Genomic DNA, 24,734 nt, shown 5'->3' with positions numbered 1-24,734 from the left:
GCGATGGGCGGGGCCGGCGGACCTGCGGCGGGCCGGCGCGGCATCAGCGTGCCGTGCGGGCGAGTGCGCGGCTGATGAGCAGGCGCTGGATCTGGTTGGTGCCTTCGAAGATCTGCGTGACCTTGGCCTCGCGCATGTACCGCTCGACCGGGTGGTCGCGGACGTATCCGGCGCCGCCGAGGATCTGGACGGCGTCGGTGGACACCGACATGGCGGTGTCCGAGGCGACGAGTTTCGCCATGCTGGCCTCCTGGCTGTAGCCGAGGCCCGCGTCCTTGCGGCGGGCGGCCGACAGATAGGTGGCGCGGGCGGACGCGGTGGCGGCGGCCATGTCCGCGAGCAGGAAACCGACTCCTTGATGGTCGATGACCGGGCGTCCGAAGGCCTCGCGTTCCTTCGCGTACGCCACCGCGTAGTCCAGGCTCGCCTGCGCGATGCCGGTGGCGACGGCGGCGATGCCCAGGCGCCCGGCGTCGAGGGCGGACAGCGCGATGGACAGGCCTTGTCCGGGGCGTCCGACGAGGTGGTCCTCGGGGATCAGCGCGTCATCGAAGTTCATCGTGGCGGTCGTCGAGCTGCACAGGCCCATCTTGCGTTCGGGGGCGCCCGCGGAGAGGCCGGGGGTGCCCGCGGGGACGTGGAAGCAGGAGACACCGTGTCTGCTGTCGGAGCCCGTGCGCAGGAAGGTGGTGTAGTAGTCGGCCTGTCCCGCGTGGGTGATCCATGCCTTGCTGCCGCGGGCGCGCCAGCCCTCCGGGGTGCCGGTGGCGGAGGCCCGCATGGCGGACGGGTCGGACCCGGCGTGCGCCTCGGACAGGGCGTAGGCACCGAGCAGGTCTCCGCCGAGCATGTCGGGGAGGAGGTCGGCCTTCTGCCGGTCGGTCCCGAACGCGTTCACCGGATGGCAGGACAGGGCGTGCACGCTGATGCCCACGGCCACGGCCGCCCACCGTGCGGCGATCTCCTCCAGGACCTGGAGGTAGACGGAGTAGGGCTGCGCGCCGCCGCCGAACTCCTCGGGGAACGGCAGGGTGAGAAGTCCCGCCGACCCCAGCAGTGTGAAGACCTCGCGGGGGAAACGCTCGGCCTCCTCGAACTCGGCCACGCGCGGGGCGAGTTCCTTGTCGGCGATCTCGGCGGTGAGCCCGATCAGTTCATGGGCCTCGTCGGACGGCAGTTCACGCTCGACGCTCACAGTGATGCCTTTCGGTGACGTGCGGGTGCCGAGGCCGGGTGGCCGGTGGGCAGCGGTGGTTACGGGGTGTCGGCCGGTGCCCGGTGGCTCGACGGCGCGTGGATGCAGGCGGTGCGGTGCGATCCGTCGTGGACGTAGGGCGGCGGGGCCTTCGCGCAGGCGGCCTCGGCCTCCGGGCACCTGGGCCGGAAGGGGCAGCCCGTGATCAGGTCGAGGGCGCCGGACGGTTCGCCCTCAAGGGCCGGCGGACGCGGTTCGGTGCCTCGGCGCCGCAGGTCGGGCGCGGCCCTCAACAGGGCCTGCGTGTAGGGGTGCTGGGCCGCACCGAAGATCGTCTCGGCCGCTCCCTCCTCGACCACCCGGCCCGCGTACATCACCGCGACCCGGTCGCAGAGCGTGCGGATGATGCCGAGGTCGTGGGAGATGAAGACGATCGTCAGGCCGAGTTCGGCGCGCAGATCGGCCAGCAGGTTGACCACGGTGGCCTGGGCGGACACGTCGAGGGCGGACACCGCCTCGTCGGCGACCAGTACGTCGGGCCGTACCGCGAGGGCCCGTGCGATGGCGACGCGCTGGCGCTGACCCCCGGAGAGTTCACGCGGTCGCGCGTCCAGGACGCGCGGGGGGAGGTTCACCATCTCCATGAGGGAGTTCAGCGCGGAGGTCATTCCGGTGTCGGGGACGAGGTCGTGGCAGTCGATGAGTTCGGCCAGCACGGAACGGACCCGCCGTCGGGGGTTGAGCGAGGCGACCGGGTCCTGGAAGACCATCTGGATCCGCCGGCGCAGCTCCTTCGACCTGCGGATCCCCATGTCCTGACCCTCGTAGCGGACCAGTCCGGCGGTCGGCTCCGTCAGTCCGACGAGTACGCCGGCCAGGGTCGACTTGCCGCATCCGGACTCGCCGACCACGCCGAGACACTCGGAGCGTTCGACGGCGAGACTGACACCGTCGACGGCCCGCAGCGTCGTGGGCGGCACGGACCTGTGCCTCCTGACCTTGAAGTGGACGGAGATGTCGTCCAGTTCGACGAGGGCGCTCATGGCTGGTCTCCAGCGTTCGTGACTGCCTGCCGCACGCACGCGGTGGCCCGGTGCGGGCCGATGGCCAGCAGCGGGGGGTCCGCGTCGAGGCACACGTCCGCGACGTGGGGACAGCGAGGGGCGAAGCGGCAGCCGGGGGGCAGCAGTCCTGCGGTGGGCGGGGACCCGCTGATGGTCTTCAACCGCGTGGGCGGGCCGTGCAGTTGGGGCATCGAGTCGATCAGCGCACGCGTGTAGGGATGGCTCGGGTTGTCGACCAGGTCGTGGGTGGGGCCTTGTTCGACGATGCGGCCCGCGTACATCACGGCGGTGCGGCCGGCGATACGGGAGATGACCGAGAGGTCGTGGCTGACGAAGATCAGGGCCAGCCCGCGCTCGGCCCGCAGCCGCTCGACGAGGGTCAGGATCTGGTCCTGGACCGTGGTGTCCAGTGCGGTCGTCGGCTCGTCGCACAGGAGGAGCGAGGGTTCCACCGACAGCGCCATGGCGATCATCACGCGCTGGCGCTGGCCCCCGGAGAGCTGGTGCGGCCATGCGCGGGCCCGTTGCTCCGGGTGCGGCACGCCGACCTCGGCCAGGAGCTGCAGGGCCCGGTCCGCGGCGACCCGGCGGGACATGCCGAGGGCCCGGGGGCCGGCGGCGACCAGGTCGCCGATGCGCATGGTCGGGTTCAGCGAGCTCATGGGCTCCTGGAAGATCATGGAGACCCCGTGCCCGCGCAGTTCACGCGGTGCGACGGACCGCATCCCCTCCCCCGGCTTCCGCTGGAACCGTGTGGTCCCCCGGGTCTGCTTCAGCGCGGGCGGCAGCAGCCCGAGCACGGAACGCAGGGTGAGGCTCTTGCCGGATCCGGACTCACCCACGATCCCGAGGCAGCCACCGGCGTCGACGTGCAGGGACACGTCGTCCACCAGGGTGACTCCGCCCTGCGCCGCGGCGATCGACAGGTTCTCGATCTCGATCACGCGTTCTGTACGGGTCATGACTTGATCCGATCGTCCAGGCCGTCCCCGATCAGGGCCAGGCCCATGCCGATCAGGGCGATCGCCGCTCCGGGGGCCGCGATCAACCACCAGTTGGTCTGGATGACACTGCGGCCCGACTGGATCATCGAGCCCCATTCGGGGGTTCCGACGGGGATGCCGACGCCCAGGAAGGACAGGGTCGAGATCGCGACGACGGCCAGCCCGACATCGACGAAGAAGTAGACGATGCTCTGGCCGATGGCGTTCGGCACGATGTGCCAGGCGATCACCCGCCGGCGGGGCAGGCCGCCCAGTCGTGCGGCCCGGATGTAGTCCATGGAGCGCACTCTGCGTACTTCGCTGCGCAGCAGCCGGGCGTACACGACCCAGGAGATGACCGTGAAGCCGATGATGAGCGGCAGTTCGCCGGGGCCCAGGAACAGGAATCCGGTGCCGGGGCCGAGCAGGCCGACCAGGGCGATGAAGAAGATGAACAGCGGGAGCGAGACGACGATGTCGGAGGTGCGCATGATCGCCGCGTCCAGCCACTTGCTGCCGAGGCCCGCCGCGATACCGATCAGGCTGCCCAGGACAGCGGGGATGAGTGAGCCGAGCACCGCCACGCGCAGGTCGATCCGGATCGCGTAGACCAGTCGGGTCCATTCGTCGCGGCCGAGCTGGTCGGTGCCGAGGAGGTGGGCCCGGGAGGGCGGGGCGAGCCGGTTCAGCAGGTCCTGTTCGGCGGGGTGGCCGCTGGTGATGAGCGGTGCGCAGAGCGCGGCCAGGACGAACAGTGCGACGATGACCGCGCCGACGGCCAGTTTGCCGTCGCCGCGTCGGCGCAGGCGGTGCGAGGGGTTGGTGTGCGGCGCGGCGTCCTCGACGACAGGCGTGTCGATCATGTGCTCACCGTCCTCGGGTCGAGCAGCGAGACGACGGTCTCGCCGAGGATGTTGGCCAGCACGACCCCCGTGGCGAACAGCAGCGTGATGCCCTGGACCGTGTAGACGTCGCGTTTCGCGGACGCCTCGACCAGTGCGCTGCCCAGGCCGGCGATGTTGAAGGTGGCTTCCAGGATGACGACTCCGAAGAAGAGGTAGCCGACGTTGAGTGCGAGGAGGGTGAGGACCGGGCCGAGTGCGTTGCGCAGCACGTGCCGGACGATCAGGGTGGGGCCGCCGACGCCCAGCGCCCTGGCGACCGCGATGTACTCGGAGTCGAGCACGTCGATCAGGCTGGACCGCAGGCTCCGTACCAGGACGGGCGTGAGGATGATCGCGCCGGTCACGGAGGGCAGGACCAGCGAGCGGAGGAGTTCCGCCGGGCTCGATCCCAGGTCCGCGACGGGGAACCAGCCGGTGGGGATGGCCACCAGTCTGATGAGCAGGAAGCCGACCCAGAACGCCGGCAGGAACAGGGCCAGGAGGACGCCCAGCCTGATCACGTGGTCGACGGGGCGGTCCCTGAACCAGGCTGCGGTCCAGGCGAGGACGAGCGAGGTCGTGACCGCGAGCACCAGGGTGCCGAGCAGGAGCCACAGGGTGTCTCCGATGCGCTGGCCGATGACGCCGCTGACGCTCTGTCCGTCGATGGACGTCCCGAAGTCGCCGTGCAGCACCCGGGTGACGTAGTCCACGTACTGGTGCGGGAGGCTGCGGTCGAGGCCCAGTTGATGGCGCAGTTCGCTCACCGCCTCGGGCGAGGCTCGTGGTCCGAGGCGCAGTCTGGCCGCGTCGCCGGGTGCGATCTGGGTCAGCACGAACACGACCAGTGTGACCGCGAGCAGGACGAGCACCAGCTGGACCAGCCGGGCGAGCACCGTTCTCATCGCTACCACGAAACTCCCTCCCTTCCATGGAGAGTGCCGGACACGGTTGTCAGCTCCTGATGTTCAACTCATCCGCGCAGTACGCCTGGTAGGGCGCGGCGACGAAGCCCTGCACCCGGTCGGAGACCGCGTCGAGCGCGTTGGGCACGGCCAGCGGAAGCACGGCGTGAGTGGCGTTGGCGGTGGCTTCGAAGTCCTGTACGGCGGCGCTCACTTCGGACGTGTCGCTCGCCGCGTGGACGGCGGCCAGGGCCTTGTTCGCCGGGCCGGGGTCGGACTGGGAGAACACGACGCCGGTCGCTCCGAGGAAGCCGAGGGGGTCGATGGGGGTGGGTGCGAGCGCGCTGTAGGTGACCATGCCGAGCTGGAAGGAGCCCTTGCTCAGATCGTCGATCAGGGAGCTGGTCGGGAGCGGGCTGACGGTGGCCTTGATGCCCGCCTCGGCCAGCATCGGGGTCAGGGCCTGTGCCGCGAGTTTTCCGGGGCCGCCGTCGCTGGGCACGATCAGCTCGATGGTCCGGCCGTCGTAGTCGGACCCGTCGACCAGCTTCTTCGCGGCGTCCACGTCGGTGGTGGACCAGGTGCACTTGGGGCATTTGGCGACGCCGGGCACCTGCTGCGGCAGCAAGGATGTGGCCACGCCGGCCTCGCCGACGTATCCGCCGCGGACGAGCTTGCGGTAGTCGACGGCCAGCGCGATCGCCTTCCTGAGGCGGACGTCCGCCAGGGGCCCCGACTTGGTGTTCATGGTGAGGACGCTGACGCCGGTGGAGGGCGCACGGACGATGCTGTTCTTGGGGTACTGGGCGGCAGCTTCGAGTTCCACGCCGTTGACGACGTCGAGGGAACCGCTCTGGAACTGCAGGAGTTGCTGTCCCCCGTCGGCGACGACCTTGTAGTCGACCTTGTCGAGGTAGGGCAGGCCGGAGCGGTAGTAGTGCGGGTTGCGGGTGAGGGCGATGGACCGTCCCACGGTCTCGCCGCTGATCACGAAGGGCCCTGCGCCCACGGGTTTCTTCCAGTACGCGGCGGCGCTCCGGCCCCCGTACTTGTCGGGGAAGATCGCCGCGTTGGCGGTCGACAGGACGGCGGGGAGCGTCTCGTCCGGTTCGGAGAGGTGGAAGACGACGGTGTTCCTGGACGGCGTGTCCACGGACTTGATGGAGGAGAAGTAGCTGCCGTACAGCTCTCCCTTGCTCCACAGGCCTTCCGAGAACTTGACGTCGGCGGACGTGACGGGTCTGCCGTCACTGAACTTGGCGTCCGGGTTCAGGGTGAACTTCAGCGTCCTGGCCTTGGGATCGGCCTTGTAGGACGAGGCCAGGGCCGGCTGGAGGGTCTTGCCGTCGGGCGTGGAGCGCAGGAGCGAGGCATAGACCTGGGGGAACACCCGGTAGCTCTGGGTCGCCAGTGCCTTCTGGGGGTTCCAGGTGTCGATCGCGCTGCTGAGCGACATGGAGAGCGAGCCGCCCCGTTTCGCGGGCGAAGAGGCGGTCCCGGAGGCCGCCGAGTCCGTACCGCCGGAGCTGCATCCGCTGAGGAGGAGCGCGGTGGCCATCAGCGCCGTACCGCACGCGGTGGTCCCGGCTGTCGACTTGCGCATAACTTCCCTCGCAGTTTCGTAAGTTATCTACCAAGTGACGTTCTCAATCTACGCCGGGTTCCGTCACTCGTCTAGGTGGCTGGAAAAAGCGGGTGCCGACGGGGCGGACTTCGCATGAACATCCGCCGTCCGACCTGCGGCTTTCAGCAGGCTCATATGGCTTCGGGATCGGCACGTCAGTCGTCCGTGCCGTCCCGCCGGGCCTGATCACGCCCCTGCACATGCCGCACCATCCAGTCGAGGAGCGCCTCGTTCTGCGCCCGCCGGGACGGCACGGGCCCCGAGATCGCCCCTTCGTGGGAGGCGTCCGGCAGCATCAGCAGCTCGGCGACGCAACCGGCCCGGCGCAGCACCGAGTAGAACTGCTTGCTCTGCTCGGGCGGGCACCGGTGGTCGGCCTCACCCTGGATCAACAGGGTCGGCGTCGTGCAGGTGTGAGCCGTGGTGATCGGCGACAGCCGCCGGTAGCGCTCGAAGTCGGTCTGCGGCAGCGCGTCCAGCACCGCGGGCAGGAAACTGAGTCCGACGTCGCTGGTCCCGTACATGCTCCAGAAGTTCGTCACGGGATTCTCGATCACGGCGGCCCTGAACCGGTCGGTGTGACCGACGATCCAGCTGGACATGTAGCCGCCGTACGACAGCCCGGAGACCCCCAGCCGGTCCGGATCGGCCCAGCCCTCGTCCACCGCGAGGTCCACCGCGGCCATCAGGTCGTGGAAGTCCTTGTTTCCCCAGTCGCCGATGATGGCGTCGGCGAAGTCCGTGCCGTAGCCGCGCGAGCCGCGGGGGTTCACCATGAGCACCCCGAACCCCGCGCCGCACAGGACATGGGCGTCGGTGACATAGGCCTCGCCGTAGGCCGACCTGGGGCCGCCGTGGATGAGCAGGACGGTCGGCAGGGCCCCGACGGCGTGGGCGGGCCGCAGCAGTTTGGCCTGGACCGTCGCGCCGCTTCCGATGGGCACGCGGAAGGTGGTGACCGTGCACGGCACGGTGCAGGACCTGTTGTGGGCGGCGGTGTCGGTGACGCGTACGTCGTCACCCGTGTCCAGATCGCGGATCCACAGGTCGGGCGGGCCGGTGAGAGTGCCGTGGCCGTACAGCAGGCGCTGCCCGGCGACCGCCAGCGGGTAGAAGCAGCCCGTGCCGGCCAGCACCGGATCGGCCTTCGGCTCGCCGTCCAGCGCGACGCGGTGGACCTCCAGGCGGTCCTCGACCTGTACGCGCAGTACGGCGTCTCCGTCGTGCAGGAGCAGTCTCGTGTCGGGGTCCATGAACGGAACGGCTATGTCGCCCAGGACGTCGCCGTTGAGATCGAGGTCCAGACCCGCGGCGCGGTCGGTCGACTGCCAGGGCGCGGGGTCCGCGGCCCCACCGTCGACGGCTCGCAGGGTCCACAACTGCCCCACGGAGTGCGGTTTGGCGCCGGAGGACGTCACCGCGATCCGTCCGTCAGCCAATGCCCCCACGGAAAAGATGTCGAGTGCGCGCAGGTGCTCGACGGGAGTCGCGTCGGTCCCGTCGGCGGCGACCGAGCGGACGGCGGCGACGCTCTGTTGCCACTGGTCGGGGCCGAGGCCCGCGCGGTAGGCGATCCGCCAGGACGACGGAGGAACAGCGTCCTCATCGGTCCCCGAGGGCGGCAACCACGTGGGCTGGCTGTTGACCCACTCGTCGTCCGTGAGCCGCGTGTGCGTCCCCGTGTCGAGGTCGAGGACGAAGATGTCCGCGGTCGCGTCGTCGACGAGGCCGAGCCCGTCCACCCAGCCGATCACGCGGGTGATCCGGTACGGCGCCCCGGGCTCGCGCGTCCGCCGCGTCGCCGCGTAGGCGATACGGCGGCCGTCCGGACTCCATGCCGGCCGTCCGAAGACCGAGCGGTCCGGCGCCTTCGGGTCGACAAGCACCTCGAACACGAAGTCGGGTGCGTCGGCGGGGCGGACGAGGACGATGCGCGTGACCGGTCCGTCCTGCGAGAGGAACGCCAGACGGCTGCCGTCCGGCGAGAACAGGGGGGTGTGGTCGCTGTCGCCGAACTCGACGGCGGTGGAGGCCAGAGCGGCAGAGGCCAGGGCGGCGGGGGGTGCGGGGACGGAGGCCGCTGCGACGGAGGCTGCGGTACTGGAGGCCGCCGAGCCCTTCGCCACTTCACTCAGGCGCAGACCGCGCCGCTCGGTGTCCCCCTCGATACGGGACGAGGACCACGCGACGAGCGTGCCGTCCGGGCTGAGATCGGCACTGTGCACCAGCTCCATCGCCTCTACGGCCTGGGTGATCGTCCGGTCGGATCCGGTGTCGTTCGGGGACATGGCTACTCCTCGGATCGAAGTTCGTAAAAATATTACCAGCTACAAAAAATGTATGTACACTCTGGACATGGTCACTCTTCAGGCCTCAGGCAGTGAGCGGGGCGCGTTGCGCATCGGCTCCGGCGCCGGTTTCGCCGACGACCGCATCGAGCCCGCCGTACAACTGGTCGAATCCGGCGACATCCAGTACCTCGTCTTCGAATGCCTGGCCGAACGCTCGGTCGCCCTGGCGGAGCTGGAGCGGCGCCGCGACCCCGCCCGCGGATACAACCCGTGGCTCCCCGACCGCATGGCGGCCGTCCTGCCGGAGTGCGCGCGCCGTGGGATCCGCGTCATCACCAACATGGGCGCGGCCAACCCGCAGGCGGCGGGCGCGCTCGTCGCCGAGCTCGCGCGGGCCACGGAACTGCGTGGACTGTCGGTCGCCGTGGTGACGGGCGACGATGTACTCGATCGCATCCTTGAGCGACCCGATCTCCCGCTCCTGGAGCGCGAGGGAACCGTCGGCTCCCTCGGCGACCGCGTGGTGTCGGCCCACGCCTACCTGGGATGCGAAGGGATCACCCACGCTCTGAGCCAGGGCGCCGATGTAGTGATCACGGGCCGAGTTGCGGACCCTTCGCTATATATTGCACCCCTTGTCCATGAATTCGGCTGGGACACCAGCGACTGGAACCTGATCGCCAAGGGCGCCTGTGCGGGGCACTTGATGGAATGCGGGGCCCAGGTCACGGGCGGCTATTTCGCGGACCCTGGATACAAGGACGTTCCCGGCCTCGCCGATCTGGGCTTCCCGATCGCCGAGGTGCACGCCGACGGAACCTTCAGGATCAGCAAGGTGCCGGGGTCGGGCGGTCTGGTGACGCCCGCGACGTGCACGGAACAGCTGCTCTACGAAGTGCACGACCCGTCGGCGTATCCGTCGGCCGATGTGGTGGCCGACTTCTCCGAGGTCCGCTTCGACGAGTCCGGCCACGACACCGTGCTGGTCCGAGGAGCGCGTGGGCGGCGGCGCCCGGACGACCTGAAGGTCTCCGTCGGCTACCGCGACGGCTTCACCGGCGAGGGCCAGATCTCGTACGCGGGCCCCAACGCACTGCCCCGGGCCAGGCTGGCGCTGGACGTCCTGCGCGCGCGGATCGAGAAGCAGGGCATCGTCTCGGGGGAGGCGCGCTACGAACTCATCGGGGTCGACTCCGTCAGCCGCGGCCTCGCTCCCGGCGTCGACCCCAGCCCCAACACCAATCCCGATCTCGGCCCCTGCCCCGGTCCCGGCGCGGGTGATCCGGACCGGCTGAACGAGGTCCGTGTCCGCGTCGCCGGCCGGACCGACTCCGAGGACGGGGCCCGCCGGATCGCGCACGAGGTGAGCGCGATGTGGCTCAACGGCCCCGCCGGCGGCGGTGGTGTGGTCACGTCCGTCACCGAGCGGATCGCCATCGCGTCGGTCTTCCTTCCCCGCTCCGACGTCACACCGTCGGTCACGTTCGCGGAGGTCTAGATGCTCCTGCACGCACTCGCCCACGCCCGGTCCGGTGACAAGGGAAACGTCTCGGACATCACCGTCATCGCCTACGAGGCACAGGACTTCCTCCTCCTGAGGGAGGTCGTGACCGCCGAGAGGGTCCGGCGACATTTCTCCGCCTTCCTCGAACGCGGAGAAGGCGAAGAAAGCGGTGAAGGCGGTGAAGGCGATGTCCGGCGTTACGAGCTGCCGCACCTGGGCGCGCTGAAATTCGTCCTCGAAGGCGCGCTGGACGGTGGGGTCACCCGCAGCCTCAACCTCGACACCCACGGCAAATGCCTCGGCTCCCTGCTCCTCGGCATGGACATCGGTGACGGCCATGACCCGGAGCCGGAGCTGGAGTTGGAGCCGGAGCTGAATCCGGAGTCACCGGAGCGGTCGGAGTGGTCGGGGATCAGAACTTCGCACGGCACACGGAGGTAAGCACGATGGGTTCGATCGAACGTCCGGCAAGCCCGCGGCGGATCCTGTTTCGCGGCGGCCTCGTCGCCGACGGCACGGGCGCGGAGCCGCGGCACGGCGACGTGGTCGTGGAGGGTGCCCGGATCATCGACGTCGGGACCGGTCTGGACGGCGATGTGGAGGTGGACCTGACGGGGAAGTCCCTTCTGCCGGGTCTCATCGACTGTCACGTCCACGTGATGATCGGCAGCATCGACACCGTGGACCGGCTGCAGACCCCGTTCTCCTATCCGTTCTTCCAGGCCGCCCGGCATCTGCGGACCCTGCGCCGGATCGGGATCACGCACGCCAGGGACGCGGCGGGCGCCGACCTGGGCGTCAAGACCGCGCTGGAGGATGGTCTGATCGACGGGCCCCGGCTGCAGATCGCCATCTCGATGCTCAGCCAGACCGGCGGGCATTCGGACGGCTGGCTGGCCTCGGGCAACTGCGTCGAGAACAGGATCGCCCACCCCGGGCGGCCCCGTGGGGTCGTCGACGGCGTCGACGAGATGCGCAAGGCGGTCCGCGAGGTCATCCGGGCCGGCGCCGACGTCATCAAGGTCGCCGCCTCCGGCGGAGTCATGTCGCCGCGCGACAACCCGCACCACGCGCACTTCGGTCTCGACGAACTGACCGTCGCCGTCGTCGAGGCACGCGCGGCGGGCCTGCCGGTGATGGCCCACGCCCAGGGCTCCGTCGGCATCAAGAACGCGCTGCGGGCGGGGGTGCGGTCCATCGAGCACGGCATCTTCCTCGACGACGAGGCCATCGAGCTGATGCTCGAACACGAGGCGTTCCTCGTGCCCACCCTGCTGGCCCCGAGGAGTGTGCTGGAGGCGGCTGCCAACGGCGCCCGGCTGACCGACGCCACGCTCGCGAAGGCCCACGAGGTCGCCGACACCCACCTCGCCTCGTTCAAGAAGGCGTGCGAGGCGGGCGTCACCATCGCCATGGGCACCGACGCGGTCGGGCTCGCTCCGGGCCGCAACCTGGAAGAACTGGAGCTGATGGCCGCCAACGGCCTGAGCCCCGCGAAGGTGCTGCGCGCCAGCACCCTGGACGCCGCTCGGCTGCTGGGTGTCTCGGACAGGTACGGCAGCATCGAGCCCGGCAAGCGCGCGGACCTGGTCGTCGTGTCCGGCGACGCCTCCGACTTCAGCTGCCTGGCCCACCGGATCGACGCCGTCCACATGGACGGCGCGCTGGTGGAGTCGCGGTCCGGATGACCGGCCGCCACCTCCTCGCACCACAGGACCGACCGGTGTGCACGGCGGTACCGACCAGTGTTCGAAGTACGAGCAGTACAAGCAGTACGACAGGAGTTCCCGCATGACCGACCGAGCCGAACACGCCGACCGAGCCGACAATGGCGACGACGCCGACCGCACCCATCATGTCGTCAACTTCATCGACGGCGCCCGCAGAGACGCCGCCGGGCGGTCGTCCCTGACCGATCCGCGTACAGGACAGGTCCGCGGCACCGCCGTGGTCTCCCGGGCCGACGAGGTGAACGCCGCCTTCGACGCGGCGGCCGTGGCCTTCGCGTCCTGGAGGCACAGCACTCCCGGGGAACGCCAGACGGCGCTGCTCGCCATAGCGGCCGAGATGGAGGCGCGGGCGGACGAATTCGTCGCCGCCGAGTGCGGGGAGACCGGCAAGCCGACCGACCTCTTCCGGTCCGAGGAACTGCTGCCCATCATCGACCAGTTCCGGTTCTTCGCCGGCGCAGCCCGTCTGCTGGAGGGGCGCGCCGCGGCGGAGTACGTGGCGGGCCACACCTCCATGGTCCGCCGTGAACCGGTCGGTGTGATCGCCTCGATCGCCCCCTGGAACTACCCGCTGATGACGGCGGTCTGGAAGCTGGCGCCGGCCGTCGCGGCGGGCAACACGGTGGTCTTCAAGCCCGACGCGGCCACCCCGTCCAGTGCGCTGCTGCTCGCCGAGATCTGCGGACGCCACCTCCCGCCGGGCTGCGTGAACCTCGTCTGCGGGGACCGGGAGACGGGGAAGCTGGTGGCGGGGCATCCGCGCGCGGACATGGTCGCCCTCACCGGCTCGACCCGTGCCGGCAGCCAGGTGGCGCGCACCGCCGCCCGCGACCTGCGCCGCACGCATCTCGAACTGGGCGGCAACGGCCCCGTCCTGGTCTTCGAGGACGCCGACGTGGCCCACTGCGCGCAGCTGATCGCCGAGGCCGCCTTCTACAACGCGGGCCAGGACTGCACCGCGCCGTCGCGTGTACTGGCGCACGCCGACGTCCATGACGAACTCGTACGGGCCCTGGCCAACCACGCCCGGTCGTTCGCGCTCGTGGAGCAGGGGAACACCCGGGACGGCAGGAGCCCGCTGATCAGCCGGGCGCAGCTGGAACGGGTGTCGGGACTCGTCGAACGCCGACGCGGCACCGCCCTGACAGCCGCCGGCGGGAAGGTGGAGGCCGGTCCCGGCTTCTTCTTCGAACCGACCGTCATCACCGGGGTCCAGCAGGCCGACGAGATCGTCCAGGAGGAGATCTTCGGGCCCGTGCTGACCGTGCAGACCTTCACCGACGAGGAGACGGCAATCGCCCTGGCCAACGACGTACGTCAGGGCCTCGCGTCCAGTGTGTGGACGCGAGATGTGGGCCGCGCCCTCCGTGTCACCGGCGCGCTCGACTTCGGCGTCGCGTGGGTGAACACCCACATCACGACGGCCGCCGAGATGCCGCACGGCGGCTTCAAGGAGACCGGCGACGGCAAGGACCTGTCGCTGTACGGTCTTGAGGCCTACACCCGGATCAAGCATGTGATGCTCGCATGGGCGTGAACCCCGGCATCCTGGAGCTGTTCCCCGAGGGGACGACCGTCGAGGCGGACCGCGGCCTGACCGTCGGCGGCGTCGCCCTGTCCGAGGTCGCCGACCGGTTCTCGACCCCCGCGTACGTCGTCGACGAGGCGGGTCTGCGCGCACGGATCCGGCGGTACCAGCAGGCGTTGAGCGCCGGTTGGCCCGACTCGCGGCTCGTGTTCGCCTCCAAGTCCTTTCCGTGCGTGGCCGCGTACCGGCTGATGGCGCAGGCGGGGATCGGCGTGGACGTGGCCGGGCTCGGTGAGCTGGCCGCCGCTCTCCGCGGGGGTGTCGAGGGCCGCGACCTGGTCCTGCACGGCAATGCGAAGACCGGTGCCGAGATCGAGATGGCGGTGGCCGCCGGCGTCGGCCTGGTCGTGGTGGACAACTTCGACGACATCGACCGTCTGGAACGCGCGCTGGACCACACCGTGACTGGCCGTCAGGACGTCCTCGTGCGGGTGCTGCCCGAGGTCCGCGCGGACACCTACGAGGCGGTGGCCACCGGGCAGAAGGGGTCCAAGTTCGGATTCCCCCTGGACCAGGTGCCGCGAGCGATCGAGCGCATACGTGCCAGTGCGAAGCTGCGCATGGCCGGAGTGCACACGCATGTCGGGAGCCAGATCCTCGACGTGGAGCCGTTCGCCGCCGCCGTCCGGGCCCTCGCCGGCCTCGGGGAGTTCGAGACCTACAACCTGGGTGGCGGCCTGGGTGCGCGCTACACCTACACCGACCACCCGCCCGAGCCGGAGGAGTGGATCGGCGCGGTCGTCGACACCGCCCGGCGTCATCTGCCCGCTTCCGCGCGGCTGATGATCGAGCCCGGCCGCAGTCTGGTGGCCCGCTCCGGGGTGACCCTGTACCGCGTGGTCAACGTCAAACGAGGTGACCGGGTGACCGTCGCCGTGGACGGCGGCATGGCGGACAACATGGAAGTCGCGCTCTACGCGCAGCGGTTCGAGGCCACCCTGGTCGACCGGGTCGGCGGCGGTGAGCCCGTCGACATCGTGGGGCGGCACTGCGAGTCGGGCGACCGGATCAGTTCCGGCGTCACCCTGCGCGCACCGCGGGTCGGCGATGTGATCGCGATACCCGTGACCGGGGCGTACTGCCACACCATGGCGAACAACTACAACGGGGCGCTCAAGGCACCGGTCGTCTTCTGCGCCGACGGCGAGGCACGCGAGGTGGTCCGCCGCGAGACCCTCACCGACTTCTTCGCGCGCGACACATCGGAGTGGATCGACGCGTCATGACGCTGACGCGCAGGTCCGGGTCGGTCCTGACAGCCCCGGCCGAACGGCGACCCCCGATGGTAAAATTCTTACGATCTCGCGATACGGAGTACGCTGGCCGCATGGTGGATACCCCGAAAGATGGCGCGACGAAGTCGACGCGCACGAAGTCGACCGGCCCCAAGCGTCCTCAACGCCGGCACCGCCCCCGCGAGGAGACCCGAGCCATGCTGCTCGACGCGGCGACGAACCTCGCCATCGAGCGAACGCGCCCCGAGTCGGCGAAGCTGCACAATCCCCTCGCGGACATCCGTATCTCCGACGTTCTCGTCGAGGTGAACCGGCGCAATCCCGACGACAAGAAGCTGACGACGGGAGCCTTCTACCAGATCTGGCAGGATCAGGCCGCTTTCCAGCGGGAACTGATGAGCCATGTGATGGACGAGATCGCCACGCCCGGGGCGGGGCAGATCCAGGCGCTCGCATTCGAGCTGGTCGCCGACGGAGAAGCACCCGAGGAGATCTTCCGTCAGATCAGCGAGGCCGATTTCCGGTGGACGAGCGCGTCTCCTGAACTGTTCCTGGCCCTCGGGCTGGGGGCGCTGGCCCCGGTCGACATGGTGCGGGACGCCCAGGCGGGCGCGAACGAACGCTATGTCAACGCGACGGATCACCTGCTGGGCATTCTGCTGCGGTACGCGCGCCGCCGCCTGCGGGCCGACCGCACCATGGAGGACCTGATCTGGGCGATCGAGGCCTTGTCCGTGGGGTATCTGCTGCGTTCGCGCACGCATCCCGACATTCCCAAGCGGACGGACCGTGACGGGTGGACCGTCCAGGCGAGCGCCTATCTCGGAGTGGTCCACGCGTTCAGCGAACCGATTCCCGACACCATTTCCGACGGCATTCCTGACAGCAATTCCGACGGCATCACCGACGGCGATTCCGACGGAACGAAAGAACCCGAAAGGCCTCGATGAATTCGGTCAGACCGCTGCCGGAGCGGACGGACACCATCGTGATCGGTGGTGGCACGGCCGGCTGCGTCATCGCGGCGCGGCTCGCCGCGGCCGGGCGGACGGTGCTCGTCCTGGAAGCCGGACCCGACTACGGCCCGCTCGCGGACGGCGACTGGCCCGCGGAGCTGCTCGACGCGGCCGAACTGCCCACGACGCACGACTGGGGATACCAGGGCACGGGGGCGGCCGGGCAGCCATTGACGTACGACCGCGCACGGGTCATCGGCGGGTGTTCCGCACACAACGGATGCAGTCAGAGCGTCGGTTGGGCCGGTGACTACGACGCGTGGGCCGCCGCGGGCTGTCCGGGCTGGGGCGCCGCCGACCTCGCTCCCCTGTTCACGGCCGCAGCCGAGCTGCTGCGGTTCCGCCGCTACAGCGAGGCGGAGATCCAGCCGTTCCAGCGCGAGTTCATCCGCGCCTGCCGGCGGTCGGGCATACCGGCCCTGGACGACCTCGACGATCTCGGAGCCTCGCAGAGCGTGGGCTGCGCGCCCGTGAACGTCCGCGACCTGACCAGGATCAACACCGCGTTCGGCTACCTGGACGCGCAGCGCGCCCGGCCCGGCCTCACCGTCGCGGCCGACGCGCTGGTCGACCGGATCCAGTTCCTCGACGGCGCCGTCGAGGCCGTCACGGTCACCCGGCACGGCCGGACCTCCAGGATCCGCGCCCGGGAGGTGGTCCTGACCGCGGGCGCGTACGGAAGTCCTGAGGTCCTGCTGCGCTCGGGCATCGGACCCGCGGCCCATCTGGCGGACCTGGGCATCGACCTGGTCAGCGACCGCCCGGGAGTCGGCGCCAATCTGCACGACCATCCCGCGGCCCTGCTGGAGTTCGCCGGCACCGCCGAACTGCAACGGGATCTGGCCGAGTTCTCCGGGGGCGGCTGGCTGCCGCAGGAGCAGAGCGTCGTCAAACTCCGCTCCCCCGTCTCCGACGGACCGTACGACCTCCATGTCTATCCGTGGGTGGAACCCGATCCGACGCAGGAGTACGGCTGGCGGTGCATCCTGCCCATCAGCCAGCTCCGTCCGCGCTCGCGCGGCACCGTACGGCTCGCGTCCCGGGCACCCGGCGTACGGGCGGTCATCGACCCCCGCTTCTTCAGCGACGCGGCAGGCGCCGACCTCGAAAGCGTCCGCCACGGTCTGCGCTGGACGGCCGAGAACGTACTGCCCCGCATGGACCGCCACCTCGGCACTCCCCTGCACAAGCCGGTCCCGCCGGACGACGAGGGCATGGACGACTGGATCAGGCGTCACCACTCGCACTACTGGCATCCCGCCGGTACGTGCGCCATGGGCGTCCCCGACGATCCGATGACGGTCGTCGACCATCAGGGACGGGTCGTCGGCGTCAGCGGGCTGCGGATCGCCGACGCGTCGGTGTTCCCCGACATCCCGCGGGCCACCCCGGCGCTCCCGACCGTCGTGGTCGCGGAGAGGATCGCCGCCTTCATGACCGGACCGACGGCCTTCGGGACAGGACCGGCGGCGTGAACGGCTCACGGGCTAGACGACCGGTCTAATCATGCGCTACGGTTACCGACATGCCAGCCACCGCACGCACCACCGACACCCGTCGGAACATCCTCGACGCCGCCCAGCGGATCATGGCCCACAAGGGCTACTCCGCGGTCGGCATCAACGAGGTGCTCGCGGAGGCAGGCGTACCGAAGGGCTCCTTCTACCACTACTTCGCCTCGAAGGACGCTTTCGGAGAAGCGCTGCTACGGCGCTACTTCGACGAGTACGTCGCCGACATGGACCGCGTCTTCGCGCGGCCCGGCCAGTCGGCGGCCGAGCGGCTCACGGCCTACTGGCAGCAGTGGCGGGAGACGCAGAGCCTGGACGACTGCCAGGGCAAGTGCCTCGCGGTCAAGCTCGGCGCCGAGGTGTCCGACCTGTCGGAGCCGATGCGCCTGGCCCTGAAGGGCGGCACGGACGCGATCGTCGACCGCCTCGAGCGGACGATCACCGACGGCCTGACGGACGGATCTGTCACCATCGAAGGCGATCCCCGCAGCACGGCACAGGTCCTCTACGACATGTGGCTCGGCGCCAGCGTCATGGCGAAGATCCACCGCAGTCCCGCGCCGCTGGACACCACGACGGCGATGACTCGCAAGCTGCTGCACCTGTAGGCCCGACCACCCCGACTCCCCTCCCCTTTTTTGAACACTTCTAGACGACCGGTCTAATCAGACCCGGTCCCCTCAGGCACCCGACCAAAGAGCAGGCAGACATGAAGGTTCTTCTCGTACTCACCTCGCACGACGAACTGGGCGACACCGGCCGCAAGACCGGATTCTGGCTGGAGGAACTGGCCGCGCCCTACTACCGCTTCCAGGAGGCCGGCTGGGAGATCGTGCTCGCCTCCCCCAAGGGCGGCCGTCCGCCACTGGACCCGAAGAGCAACGAGCCCGACTTCCAGACCGACCTGACACGCCGGTTCGAGTCCGACGCGGAGGCGACCGCGGCACTGGCCGACACCGTGCGCCTGGACTCGGTCTCGGCTGACGACTTCGACACGGTCTTCTACCCCGGCGGCCACGGCCCGCTGTGGGACCTGGCCGAGGACGCGGATTCCGCGCGGCTGATCGAGACGACCCTGCGCTCGGGCAAGCCCCTCGCGGTGGTCTGCCACGCACCGGGCGTCCTGCGCCACACGGTCGACGAGGACGGCACGCCGCTGGTGCGGGGCAAGAAGGTCACCGGGTTCGCCAACTCCGAGGAGGAGGGGGTCGGCCTCACCGAGATCGTCCCCTTCCTCGTGGAGGACGAGCTGAAGCGCCTGGGCGGGATCTACTCCAAGGGCGACGACTGGGGGCCGTACGTGGTGACGGACGGCCTGCTGATCACCGGGCAGAACCCGGCCTCCTCCGGCCCGGCGGCCGACGCGCTCGTGGAGCTGGTGACCAAGGCCGGCGCGTAGGCACCTGCCTGGGATCCGGCCCGGCCGGTTCCACCCCGTCCTCCAACACCCCCGTACAGAAGGGGTGTTGGAGGACGTTGTCATTCCTCGCCCGTGTCGCGTGCAGTCACCGCTCCATGAAGCGAATTGACGGCCGACGGCGAAAAACGCGGCACGAAGGGTGTTGACGGCGTTGTTCGCACGCCTATCATCCGTGCTTGTCGAAGAGTCGACCATCGTTCGATATAACGAACAGCAGCGCACAGTGTGCGCGGGTGAGCCGCCCGCGAGAAACCGGAATCCGCTTCAGCGCCGAGGGCCGCATGCGCGCACCCATGTCCCGCAGTGAGCACCGATCCGGCATGTCCGCCGTGATCACGACCCCGGCAGGGGCACGCCCCGGCCGTCCCCTGCCCACCGATCGCCCGTCAGTCCACCCGCCCGCCGACCCATCGGAAAAAGGTGCACGATGTCCTCTTCGCTCAGCAGACGACGCCTCCTGCAAGCGGCCGGAGCCACGGTCGCCGTCTCCGCGGCCGGCCCGGCCCTCGGTGCTTCCGCGGCTCAGGCTGCCGTCCCGCCCGCCCGTGCCGACGTCGGGGTCTCCGCGTACTCCTTCGGTTTCGGTCAGGTGCGGCTGACCGCGAGCCGGTGGCTGGACAACCAGAACCGTACGGCCGCGTATCTGCGGTTCGTGGACGTGGACCGGCTGCTGTACGTCTTCCGCGCCAACCACAGGCTCTCCACGGCCGGTGCCGCCGCGAACGGCGGCTGGGACGCGCCCGATTTCCCCTTCCGCAGCCACGTCCAGGGGCATTTCCTCACCGCCTGGGCGCAGTTGTACGCCGTCACCGGTGACACGACCGCCCGGGACAAGGCGGTCCGTACGGTGGCGGAGCTGGCCAAGTGCCAGGCCAACAACAGCGCCGCCGGATTCAGTTCCGGATACCTCTGCGGCTATCCCGAGTCGGACTTCACCGCCCTCGAACAGGGCACCCTGAGCAACGGCAACGTGCCGTACTACACGGTCCACAAGACGCTCGCCGGGCTGCTGGACGTGTGGCGTCTGATCGGCAGCACCCAGGCCCGGGACGTCCTGCTCGCCCTGGCGGGCTGGGTCGACACCCGTACCGGCCGGCTCACCGGTCAGCAGATGCAGACGATGCTGGGTGTGGAGTTCGGCGGCATGAACGACGTGCTGTGCGACCTCTACCAGCAGACGGGCGACGCGCGCTGGCTGACCGTCGCCCAACGCTTCGACCACGCAGCGGTGTTCACCCCACTGGCCGCGAACTCGGACCAGCTCAACGGACTGCACGCCAACACCCAGGTCCCCAAGTGGATCGGCGCCCTGCGCGAGTACAAGGCCACCGGCACCACCCGCTACCGGGACATCGCCACCAACGCATGGAACATGACCGTCGGTTCGCACACCTACGCCATCGGCGGCAACAGCCAGGCGGAGCACTTCCGCGCGCCGAACGCGATCGCCTCGTACCTGCGGCAGGACACCTGCGAGAGCTGCAACACGTACAACATGCTCAAGCTCACCCGGGATCTGTTCGCCGTGACGCCGAACCGGGCCGAGCTGTTCGACTTCTACGAGCAGGCATGGCTGAACCACATGATCGGCCAGCAGAACCCGGCGGACGCCCACGGCCACGTCACCTACTTCACCCCGCTCAATCCGGGCGGCCGTCGCGGGGTGGGTCCGGCCTGGGGCGGCGGCACGTGGAGCACCGACTACAACAGCTTCTGGTGCTGCCAGGGCACCGGCGTGGAGACACACACCCGGCTCATGGACTCCGTCTACTTCCACGACGGCGGCTCGACGCTCACCGTGAACCTGTTCGTGCCGTCGGTGCTCACCTGGTCCCAGCGCGGGATCACCGTCACCCAGACCACCACGTTCCCCACCGGCGACACGACCACCCTCAAGGTCACCGGCAGCGCCGCCGGAACGTGGGCGATGCGCATCCGCATTCCCGGCTGGACCACCGCGGCCACGGTCAGTGTCAACGGCGTGGCGCAGAACATCACCGCAACCCCCGGCACCTACGCCACCCTGACCAGGGCCTGGGCCTCCGGCGACACCGTCACGGTACGGCTGCCGATGCGGGTCGTCGTGCGGCCCGCCCCCGACAGCGCGGGCACCGCCGCGGTCACCTACGGCCCGGTCGTGCTGGCGGGCGACTACGGCGACAGCACACCGAGCGGGCTGCCGCTGCTGGACACCGGCACCATCACGCGTAGCAGCGGCAGTTCACTCGCCTTCACCGCGACCGCGAACGGCTCCACCGTGGACCTGGGCCCCTTCCACGACGCACACGGCTTCAACTACACCGTCTACTGGAACACCAGCGGCGTCGCCCCCGCGTACGTACGTCTCGCCAATGTCGCCAGCGGTCTGGTCCTGGGCATCCAGGACATGTCCACCGCCGACGGAGGTCTCGCCCTCCAGTGGACCGACAGCGGCACCGCGGACCACGACTGGGAGCTGATCGAGGACGGCGCGGCGGTCCGTATCCGGAACGTCAACAGCGGCAAGGTCCTCGGGGTGCGGGACATGTCCACCGCGGACAACGCGAGTGTCCTCCAGTGGGCGGACAACGGCACCGCGGACCACCTGTGGACGCTGCTCGACCAGGGCGACGGCACCCACAAAATCCGTAACGTCAACAGCGGCAAACTGCTCGCCGTCGCGGGCAACTCCACGGCGCTCGGGGCCTTCGCGGTCCAGTCCCCCGACGACGGCACCGCCGACAACCGGTGGCGCATCGTGGAGATATGACACGGGTTCGGACAAGCCGGAGCCGGTGCGGGCCCGTCAGGTGGCCCGCACCGGCTCCGGTGGATCGGGACGCGTCAGCGGTTGATCTGCTTGATCTTCAGCATGCGCGTGATGACCTTGTCGAGCTCGTCGTCCTCGAAGACCTTCTTCCAGTCGTCGCGCACGATGGACTCACGGCCGTAGTCCATGGCGATCAGGCAGGCGTCCGAGAACGGGTTGGAGCCCTTGAGGGTGTTCGCCAGGGCGACCTGGGTGTGGCCCAGGAGCATCGCGCGGGCCGCCTTCTCCGGGACGCCGACCGTGTGGACCGTCTCGTGCAGCGCCTCGGTGAGGAGGGCGCCGACCATGCAGGCGATCGTCTCGACGAGCGTCGGCTCCAGGACGGCGAGCTGCTTGACGGTGACCCAGTGGACGTCGACCACGGGCGCGTACATCACGCGGATGACCGAGTCGGCCAGCTCCTGCTTGGTCTCGTCGCCACCCTCGTACGCGGCGACGACCTCCTGCGGGGCGGCGATGCCACCGAAGGTGTCCTGCCACTCCTCCTTGGTGGTGCGCTCCAGGAACACCGACGGGTGGCAGGGGTGGGCACACGCGTAGTGGATGTCGTCGCGGTTGAACAGCAGTCCGGCGTAGGCCGCGGCCGGGTCGAGGGTGAGCACGACCGTGTCCGGCTTCATCAGCGGGACGAGTTCCTCGGAGACCTTGCCGAGGACGACGTCCGGGACGGCGAGGATGACCACGTCGGCCTCGGCGACGGCGTCGGCGGACTCGGTCAGTTCACGGCCGAGGTCGCGGATCAGCTCCTGGCCCTTGGGCGAGGCCTCGCTGAAGAGCACCCGGAAGTCACTCTCGACCAGGTTGTTGGAGACGCGCTGGCCCATCTTGCCGGCGGCCCCGATGACGGCGACGGTCTTGACGTCTGCCTGGGTCTGGATCTCGGGTGCCATCACTTGCTCCTCAGAAGGGTGTTGATGCTGTGCTGTGTCCACTGGTCTTCGAGCCGGGCGGTGGCGTCGAAGCCCTCGTCCTGCCACGGGAGCCAGTGCTCCACGATCTGGTTGATGCCGTCCGCGTCCGGCCGGGCGGCCCGTACGGCGGCGATCATCGCGTCGTAGTCCAGGAGGCCTTCGCCGAGGGGGCAGCCGGCGTAGGTGAAGCCGACCCAGCCGTCCCTTCGGGTGAAGGCGAAGTCCTTGACGTGGATGTTGACCACGTGCGGCGCGGTGGCGGTCACGACGTCCACCGGGCGTTCCAGGCGGGCGACGCTGTTGCCCGGGTCGAGGACGACTCCGAGCCGCTCGCTGTCGGCCCCGCGTACGACAGCCAGCAGGTCGTCGGTCGACACCTGCTCGTAGGTCTCCAGGCCGAGGGTCACACCGGCGTCCTCGTAGGAGGGCACCGCCTCCTTGAGGAGGGAGACCGCCTCGGTCGTGTCCGGTTGGTGGTCGACCGTGTTGAGCATGGAGCGGACCAGGGTGACGTCCAACTGCCGTGCCATGTCGAGGTACTTGAGCAGATGGGCGGGGCGGACGCCACGGGTGCCGAGTTCCAGGCGCAGGCCGAGGTCGTCGGCCGTGGCGCGTACGTCGGCCAGCTGCGCGGAGTCGTACGACTCGATGGGTGCGTAGTCGCAGATCTGGAAGACCTGGCCGCCCAGTGAGGCGGTGTCGCGCAGCATCTCGGTGAGCGTCATCGGCCGGGGTGCCCGGCCGGAGAAGCGCCAGAAGTACGCGTACGTGCTGATGCCGTAGGCCATCACGCCACCGCCGCGTCGGCCGGGGCGCGGATCTCGTCCAGGATCGCGCGCACGTTGTCCGGGTCGTGGGCGAAGCGGCCGAGGAAGAGGCCGTCCGCCGCTCCCGCGAGGCGGGTGAGCAGGCCGGGGCCCGCGCTGCCGCCGTAGATGACCTGTGAACCGGCGTGCCGGGGGCGGGTGTTCAGCCACTCCCGCAGGGCCGTGCAGACGGTGGCGATGTGTTCGGCGGAGGCGGGTTCCGGTGCGCCGATGGCCCACTGGGGTTCGTAGGCGAGGACGACCGTGCCGTCCAGGCCGTGGAGGAGGCGGGCGGCCTCGGCGACCGTGCGTTCGGCCGCTTCCCGGGGTGTCCCCCGGTCACGTTCGCCGATGCACAGCACGGGGGTGAGGCCGTTGCGCAGGGCGGCGGCCGTCTTGGCGGCGACGACCGTGTCGCCCTCGCCGTACAGGCGGCGGCGCTCGGCGTGGCCGACCTCGGCGTAGCGGCAGCCGATCTCCTTGAGGAGGGGGCCGCCGACCTCGCCGGTGTACGGTCCTGTGTCCTCGGTGGCGATGTCCTGCGCGCCGAGGGCGATGCCGGAGGGGGCGAGGATTCCGGCGGCCGGGATCAGGGTCGGGAAGGCCGGCAGGACGAAGAGGCGGGCCTCGCCGGAGGTCACGGCGGGGTGCTCGTCGGCCAGAGTGGCGATCTTCCGGGCCCAGTTGAGCGTCTGGTGGTGGCCGAAGTACATCTTCAGACTCACCCCCAGCAGCAGGGGCGGCCGGGTGGGGGCGGGCATCAGGCCGCCGCCCCGGCCTCGGAGTCCTCGGACGCGTCCTCGTAGTCGCTCATGAGCTGGACCTTCGCCGCGGACGCGGACGTCTTGTCGAAGCGGTAGGTGAGCCATTCGGCGGCGAGGCGGCGGGCGAGTTCGATACCGACGACGCGCTGGCCGAAGGTCAGGATCTGCGCGTTGTTGGAGAGGACGGCCCGCTCGACGGAGAAGGAGTCGTGGGCGGTGACGGCGCGGATGCCCTTGACCTTGTTGGCCGCGATGGCGACGCCGAGGCCGGTGCCGCACACCAGGAGGGCGCGGTCGGCCTCGCCGCGGGCGACCATCTCGGCGGCGGCGATGGCGACCTTGGGGTAGGCGGTGTGGCCGTCGGCGTCGACGCCGACATCGGTGACCTCGGCGACCAGCGAACTGCCCAGCAGGTCCTGCTTGAGGGCTTCCTTGTACTGGTGGCCTGCGTCGTCGGATCCGACGACGATACGGAGCTTGTCGGTCATGGCGGC

Annotated in this window: 21 protein-coding genes; 10 read left to right on the top strand and 11 right to left on the bottom strand. The window is 69.9% G+C overall.

The genetic code is table 11. The features are described 5' to 3' along the window. Window positions 1–43 precede the first annotated feature (43 nt). The 7 genes from ACZ60E_RS02970 to ACZ60E_RS02940 all read right to left on the bottom strand — a co-directional run bounded on the left by ACZ60E_RS02970 (window position 44) and on the right by ACZ60E_RS02940 (window position 8,943). On the bottom strand, window positions 44–1,195 hold the full coding sequence (locus tag ACZ60E_RS02970) for an acyl-CoA dehydrogenase family protein (protein WP_469437404.1): 1,152 nt from the start codon (window positions 1,193–1,195) through the stop codon (window positions 44–46). A 59-nt stretch (window positions 1,196–1,254) separates the two neighbouring features. Further along, window positions 1,255–2,238, bottom strand: a complete 984-nt coding sequence (locus ACZ60E_RS02965) for an oligopeptide/dipeptide ABC transporter ATP-binding protein (protein WP_469437402.1) — start codon at window positions 2,236–2,238, stop codon at window positions 1,255–1,257. After that, on the bottom strand, window positions 2,235–3,221 hold the full coding sequence (locus ACZ60E_RS02960) for an ABC transporter ATP-binding protein (RefSeq protein WP_469437400.1): 987 nt from the start codon (window positions 3,219–3,221) through the stop codon (window positions 2,235–2,237). Before ACZ60E_RS02960 ends, ACZ60E_RS02965 begins: the two co-directional genes overlap by 4 nt. Next, a complete protein-coding gene (locus tag ACZ60E_RS02955) occupies window positions 3,218–4,105 on the bottom strand; it encodes an ABC transporter permease (protein WP_469437398.1) in 888 nt (295 codons plus the stop codon). The genes ACZ60E_RS02960 and ACZ60E_RS02955 overlap by 4 nt, the downstream gene beginning before the upstream one ends. Beyond that, window positions 4,102–5,031, bottom strand: coding sequence for an ABC transporter permease (locus ACZ60E_RS02950; RefSeq protein ID WP_469437396.1), 930 nt, complete (start codon window positions 5,029–5,031; stop codon window positions 4,102–4,104). Before ACZ60E_RS02950 ends, ACZ60E_RS02955 begins: the two co-directional genes overlap by 4 nt. Window positions 5,032–5,080: 49 nt before the next feature. Beyond that, window positions 5,081–6,634: an ABC transporter substrate-binding protein gene (locus ACZ60E_RS02945; protein ID WP_469437394.1), complete on the bottom strand. Its 1,554-nt coding sequence runs from the start codon at window positions 6,632–6,634 to the stop codon at window positions 5,081–5,083. 176 nt (window positions 6,635–6,810) lie between these two features. Beyond that, a complete protein-coding gene (locus ACZ60E_RS02940; protein ID WP_469437390.1) occupies window positions 6,811–8,943 on the bottom strand; it encodes a S9 family peptidase in 2,133 nt (710 codons plus the stop codon). Window positions 8,944–9,010: 67 nt separating this feature from the next. Here ACZ60E_RS02940 and ACZ60E_RS02935 point away from each other — a divergent pair, with 67 nt between their 5' ends. From ACZ60E_RS02935 to ACZ60E_RS02890, 10 genes are all read left to right on the top strand, one after another. Next, window positions 9,011–10,444, top strand: a complete 1,434-nt coding sequence (locus ACZ60E_RS02935) for an acyclic terpene utilization AtuA family protein (protein ID WP_469437388.1) — start codon at window positions 9,011–9,013, stop codon at window positions 10,442–10,444. Beyond that, complete coding sequence (locus ACZ60E_RS02930) at window positions 10,445–10,891, top strand: AtuA-related protein (protein ID WP_469437386.1); 447 nt, start codon at window positions 10,445–10,447, stop codon at window positions 10,889–10,891. Window positions 10,892–10,896: 5 nt separating this feature from the next. Further along, window positions 10,897–12,138 carry a metal-dependent hydrolase family protein gene (locus ACZ60E_RS02925; RefSeq protein ID WP_469437384.1) on the top strand — a complete coding sequence of 414 codons (1,242 nt, stop codon included), beginning with the start codon at window positions 10,897–10,899 and terminating at the stop codon, window positions 12,136–12,138. A gap of 103 nt (window positions 12,139–12,241) precedes the next feature. Next, entirely contained in the window at window positions 12,242–13,717 is a 1,476-nt protein-coding gene (locus tag ACZ60E_RS02920) for an aldehyde dehydrogenase family protein (protein WP_469437382.1), read from the top strand. Continuing rightward, the gene (lysA, locus tag ACZ60E_RS02915; RefSeq protein WP_469437379.1) at window positions 13,708–14,994 is read left to right on the top strand and encodes a diaminopimelate decarboxylase; all 1,287 of its coding nucleotides are present in this window, start codon (window positions 13,708–13,710) and stop codon (window positions 14,992–14,994) included. The genes ACZ60E_RS02920 and lysA overlap by 10 nt, the downstream gene beginning before the upstream one ends. Window positions 14,995–15,095: 101 nt before the next feature. After that, window positions 15,096–15,953, top strand: a complete 858-nt coding sequence (locus ACZ60E_RS02910) for a hypothetical protein (RefSeq protein WP_469437377.1) — start codon at window positions 15,096–15,098, stop codon at window positions 15,951–15,953. Further along, the gene (locus ACZ60E_RS02905; protein ID WP_469437375.1) at window positions 15,950–17,494 is read left to right on the top strand and encodes a GMC family oxidoreductase; all 1,545 of its coding nucleotides are present in this window, start codon (window positions 15,950–15,952) and stop codon (window positions 17,492–17,494) included. Before ACZ60E_RS02910 ends, ACZ60E_RS02905 begins: the two co-directional genes overlap by 4 nt. Before the next feature lie 50 nt (window positions 17,495–17,544). Continuing rightward, window positions 17,545–18,138 (top strand): TetR/AcrR family transcriptional regulator, encoded by a 594-nt coding sequence (locus tag ACZ60E_RS02900; RefSeq protein ID WP_469437374.1) that lies wholly within the window; start codon window positions 17,545–17,547, stop codon window positions 18,136–18,138. Between the two features lie 101 nt (window positions 18,139–18,239). Next, a complete protein-coding gene (locus ACZ60E_RS02895) occupies window positions 18,240–18,929 on the top strand; it encodes a type 1 glutamine amidotransferase domain-containing protein (protein WP_469437373.1) in 690 nt (229 codons plus the stop codon). A 448-nt stretch (window positions 18,930–19,377) separates the two neighbouring features. Beyond that, entirely contained in the window at window positions 19,378–21,699 is a 2,322-nt protein-coding gene (locus tag ACZ60E_RS02890) for a beta-L-arabinofuranosidase domain-containing protein (RefSeq protein ID WP_469437371.1), read from the top strand. Between the two features lie 74 nt (window positions 21,700–21,773). Here the strand turns inward: ACZ60E_RS02890 and ACZ60E_RS02885 are convergent, their stop codons facing one another. Genes ACZ60E_RS02885 through ACZ60E_RS02870 form a run of 4 tightly spaced genes read right to left on the bottom strand, consistent with a single transcriptional unit; the run spans window position 21,774 to window position 24,728 of the window. Beyond that, window positions 21,774–22,649 carry a phosphogluconate dehydrogenase C-terminal domain-containing protein gene (locus tag ACZ60E_RS02885; RefSeq protein WP_469437369.1) on the bottom strand — a complete coding sequence of 292 codons (876 nt, stop codon included), beginning with the start codon at window positions 22,647–22,649 and terminating at the stop codon, window positions 21,774–21,776. Next, window positions 22,649–23,458, bottom strand: coding sequence for a sugar phosphate isomerase/epimerase family protein (locus ACZ60E_RS02880; RefSeq protein WP_469437367.1), 810 nt, complete (start codon window positions 23,456–23,458; stop codon window positions 22,649–22,651). Before ACZ60E_RS02880 ends, ACZ60E_RS02885 begins: the two co-directional genes overlap by 1 nt. Next, window positions 23,458–24,237 carry a triose-phosphate isomerase family protein gene (locus ACZ60E_RS02875; RefSeq protein ID WP_469437365.1) on the bottom strand — a complete coding sequence of 260 codons (780 nt, stop codon included), beginning with the start codon at window positions 24,235–24,237 and terminating at the stop codon, window positions 23,458–23,460. Before ACZ60E_RS02875 ends, ACZ60E_RS02880 begins: the two co-directional genes overlap by 1 nt. Continuing rightward, window positions 24,237–24,728: a ribose-5-phosphate isomerase gene (locus ACZ60E_RS02870; protein WP_469437363.1), complete on the bottom strand. Its 492-nt coding sequence runs from the start codon at window positions 24,726–24,728 to the stop codon at window positions 24,237–24,239. The genes ACZ60E_RS02875 and ACZ60E_RS02870 overlap by 1 nt, the downstream gene beginning before the upstream one ends. Window positions 24,729–24,734: the final 6 nt, after the last annotated feature.

Source organism: Streptomyces sp. NPDC102514, assembly GCF_055584525.1.
This window is presented reverse-complemented; position numbering and strand designations above follow the sequence as displayed.

Bases quoted from the DNA above. Each gene is read 5' to 3' on its own strand.
- ACZ60E_RS02965 (WP_469437402.1), bottom strand. From the start codon at position 2,238: ATGAGCGCCCTCGTCGAACTGGACGACATCTCCGTCCACTTCAAGGTC.
- ACZ60E_RS02960 (WP_469437400.1), bottom strand. From the start codon at position 3,221: ATGACCCGTACAGAACGCGTGATCGAGATCGAGAACCTGTCGATCGCC.
- ACZ60E_RS02955 (WP_469437398.1), bottom strand. From the start codon at position 4,105: ATGATCGACACGCCTGTCGTCGAGGACGCCGCGCCGCACACCAACCCC.
- ACZ60E_RS02950 (WP_469437396.1), bottom strand. From the start codon at position 5,031: ATGAGAACGGTGCTCGCCCGGCTGGTCCAGCTGGTGCTCGTCCTGCTC.
- ACZ60E_RS02945 (WP_469437394.1), bottom strand. From the start codon at position 6,634: ATGCGCAAGTCGACAGCCGGGACCACCGCGTGCGGTACGGCGCTGATG.
- ACZ60E_RS02940 (WP_469437390.1), bottom strand. From the start codon at position 8,943: ATGTCCCCGAACGACACCGGATCCGACCGGACGATCACCCAGGCCGTA.
- ACZ60E_RS02935 (WP_469437388.1), top strand. From the start codon at position 9,011: ATGGTCACTCTTCAGGCCTCAGGCAGTGAGCGGGGCGCGTTGCGCATC.
- ACZ60E_RS02930 (WP_469437386.1), top strand. From the start codon at position 10,445: ATGCTCCTGCACGCACTCGCCCACGCCCGGTCCGGTGACAAGGGAAAC.
- ACZ60E_RS02925 (WP_469437384.1), top strand. From the start codon at position 10,897: ATGGGTTCGATCGAACGTCCGGCAAGCCCGCGGCGGATCCTGTTTCGC.
- ACZ60E_RS02920 (WP_469437382.1), top strand. From the start codon at position 12,242: ATGACCGACCGAGCCGAACACGCCGACCGAGCCGACAATGGCGACGAC.
- lysA (WP_469437379.1), top strand. From the start codon at position 13,708: ATGGGCGTGAACCCCGGCATCCTGGAGCTGTTCCCCGAGGGGACGACC.
- ACZ60E_RS02910 (WP_469437377.1), top strand. From the start codon at position 15,096: ATGGTGGATACCCCGAAAGATGGCGCGACGAAGTCGACGCGCACGAAG.
- ACZ60E_RS02905 (WP_469437375.1), top strand. From the start codon at position 15,950: ATGAATTCGGTCAGACCGCTGCCGGAGCGGACGGACACCATCGTGATC.
- ACZ60E_RS02900 (WP_469437374.1), top strand. From the start codon at position 17,545: ATGCCAGCCACCGCACGCACCACCGACACCCGTCGGAACATCCTCGAC.
- ACZ60E_RS02895 (WP_469437373.1), top strand. From the start codon at position 18,240: ATGAAGGTTCTTCTCGTACTCACCTCGCACGACGAACTGGGCGACACC.
- ACZ60E_RS02890 (WP_469437371.1), top strand. From the start codon at position 19,378: ATGTCCTCTTCGCTCAGCAGACGACGCCTCCTGCAAGCGGCCGGAGCC.
- ACZ60E_RS02885 (WP_469437369.1), bottom strand. From the start codon at position 22,649: ATGGCACCCGAGATCCAGACCCAGGCAGACGTCAAGACCGTCGCCGTC.
- ACZ60E_RS02880 (WP_469437367.1), bottom strand. From the start codon at position 23,458: ATGGCCTACGGCATCAGCACGTACGCGTACTTCTGGCGCTTCTCCGGC.
- ACZ60E_RS02875 (WP_469437365.1), bottom strand. From the start codon at position 24,237: ATGCCCGCCCCCACCCGGCCGCCCCTGCTGCTGGGGGTGAGTCTGAAG.
- ACZ60E_RS02870 (WP_469437363.1), bottom strand. From the start codon at position 24,728: ATGACCGACAAGCTCCGTATCGTCGTCGGATCCGACGACGCAGGCCAC.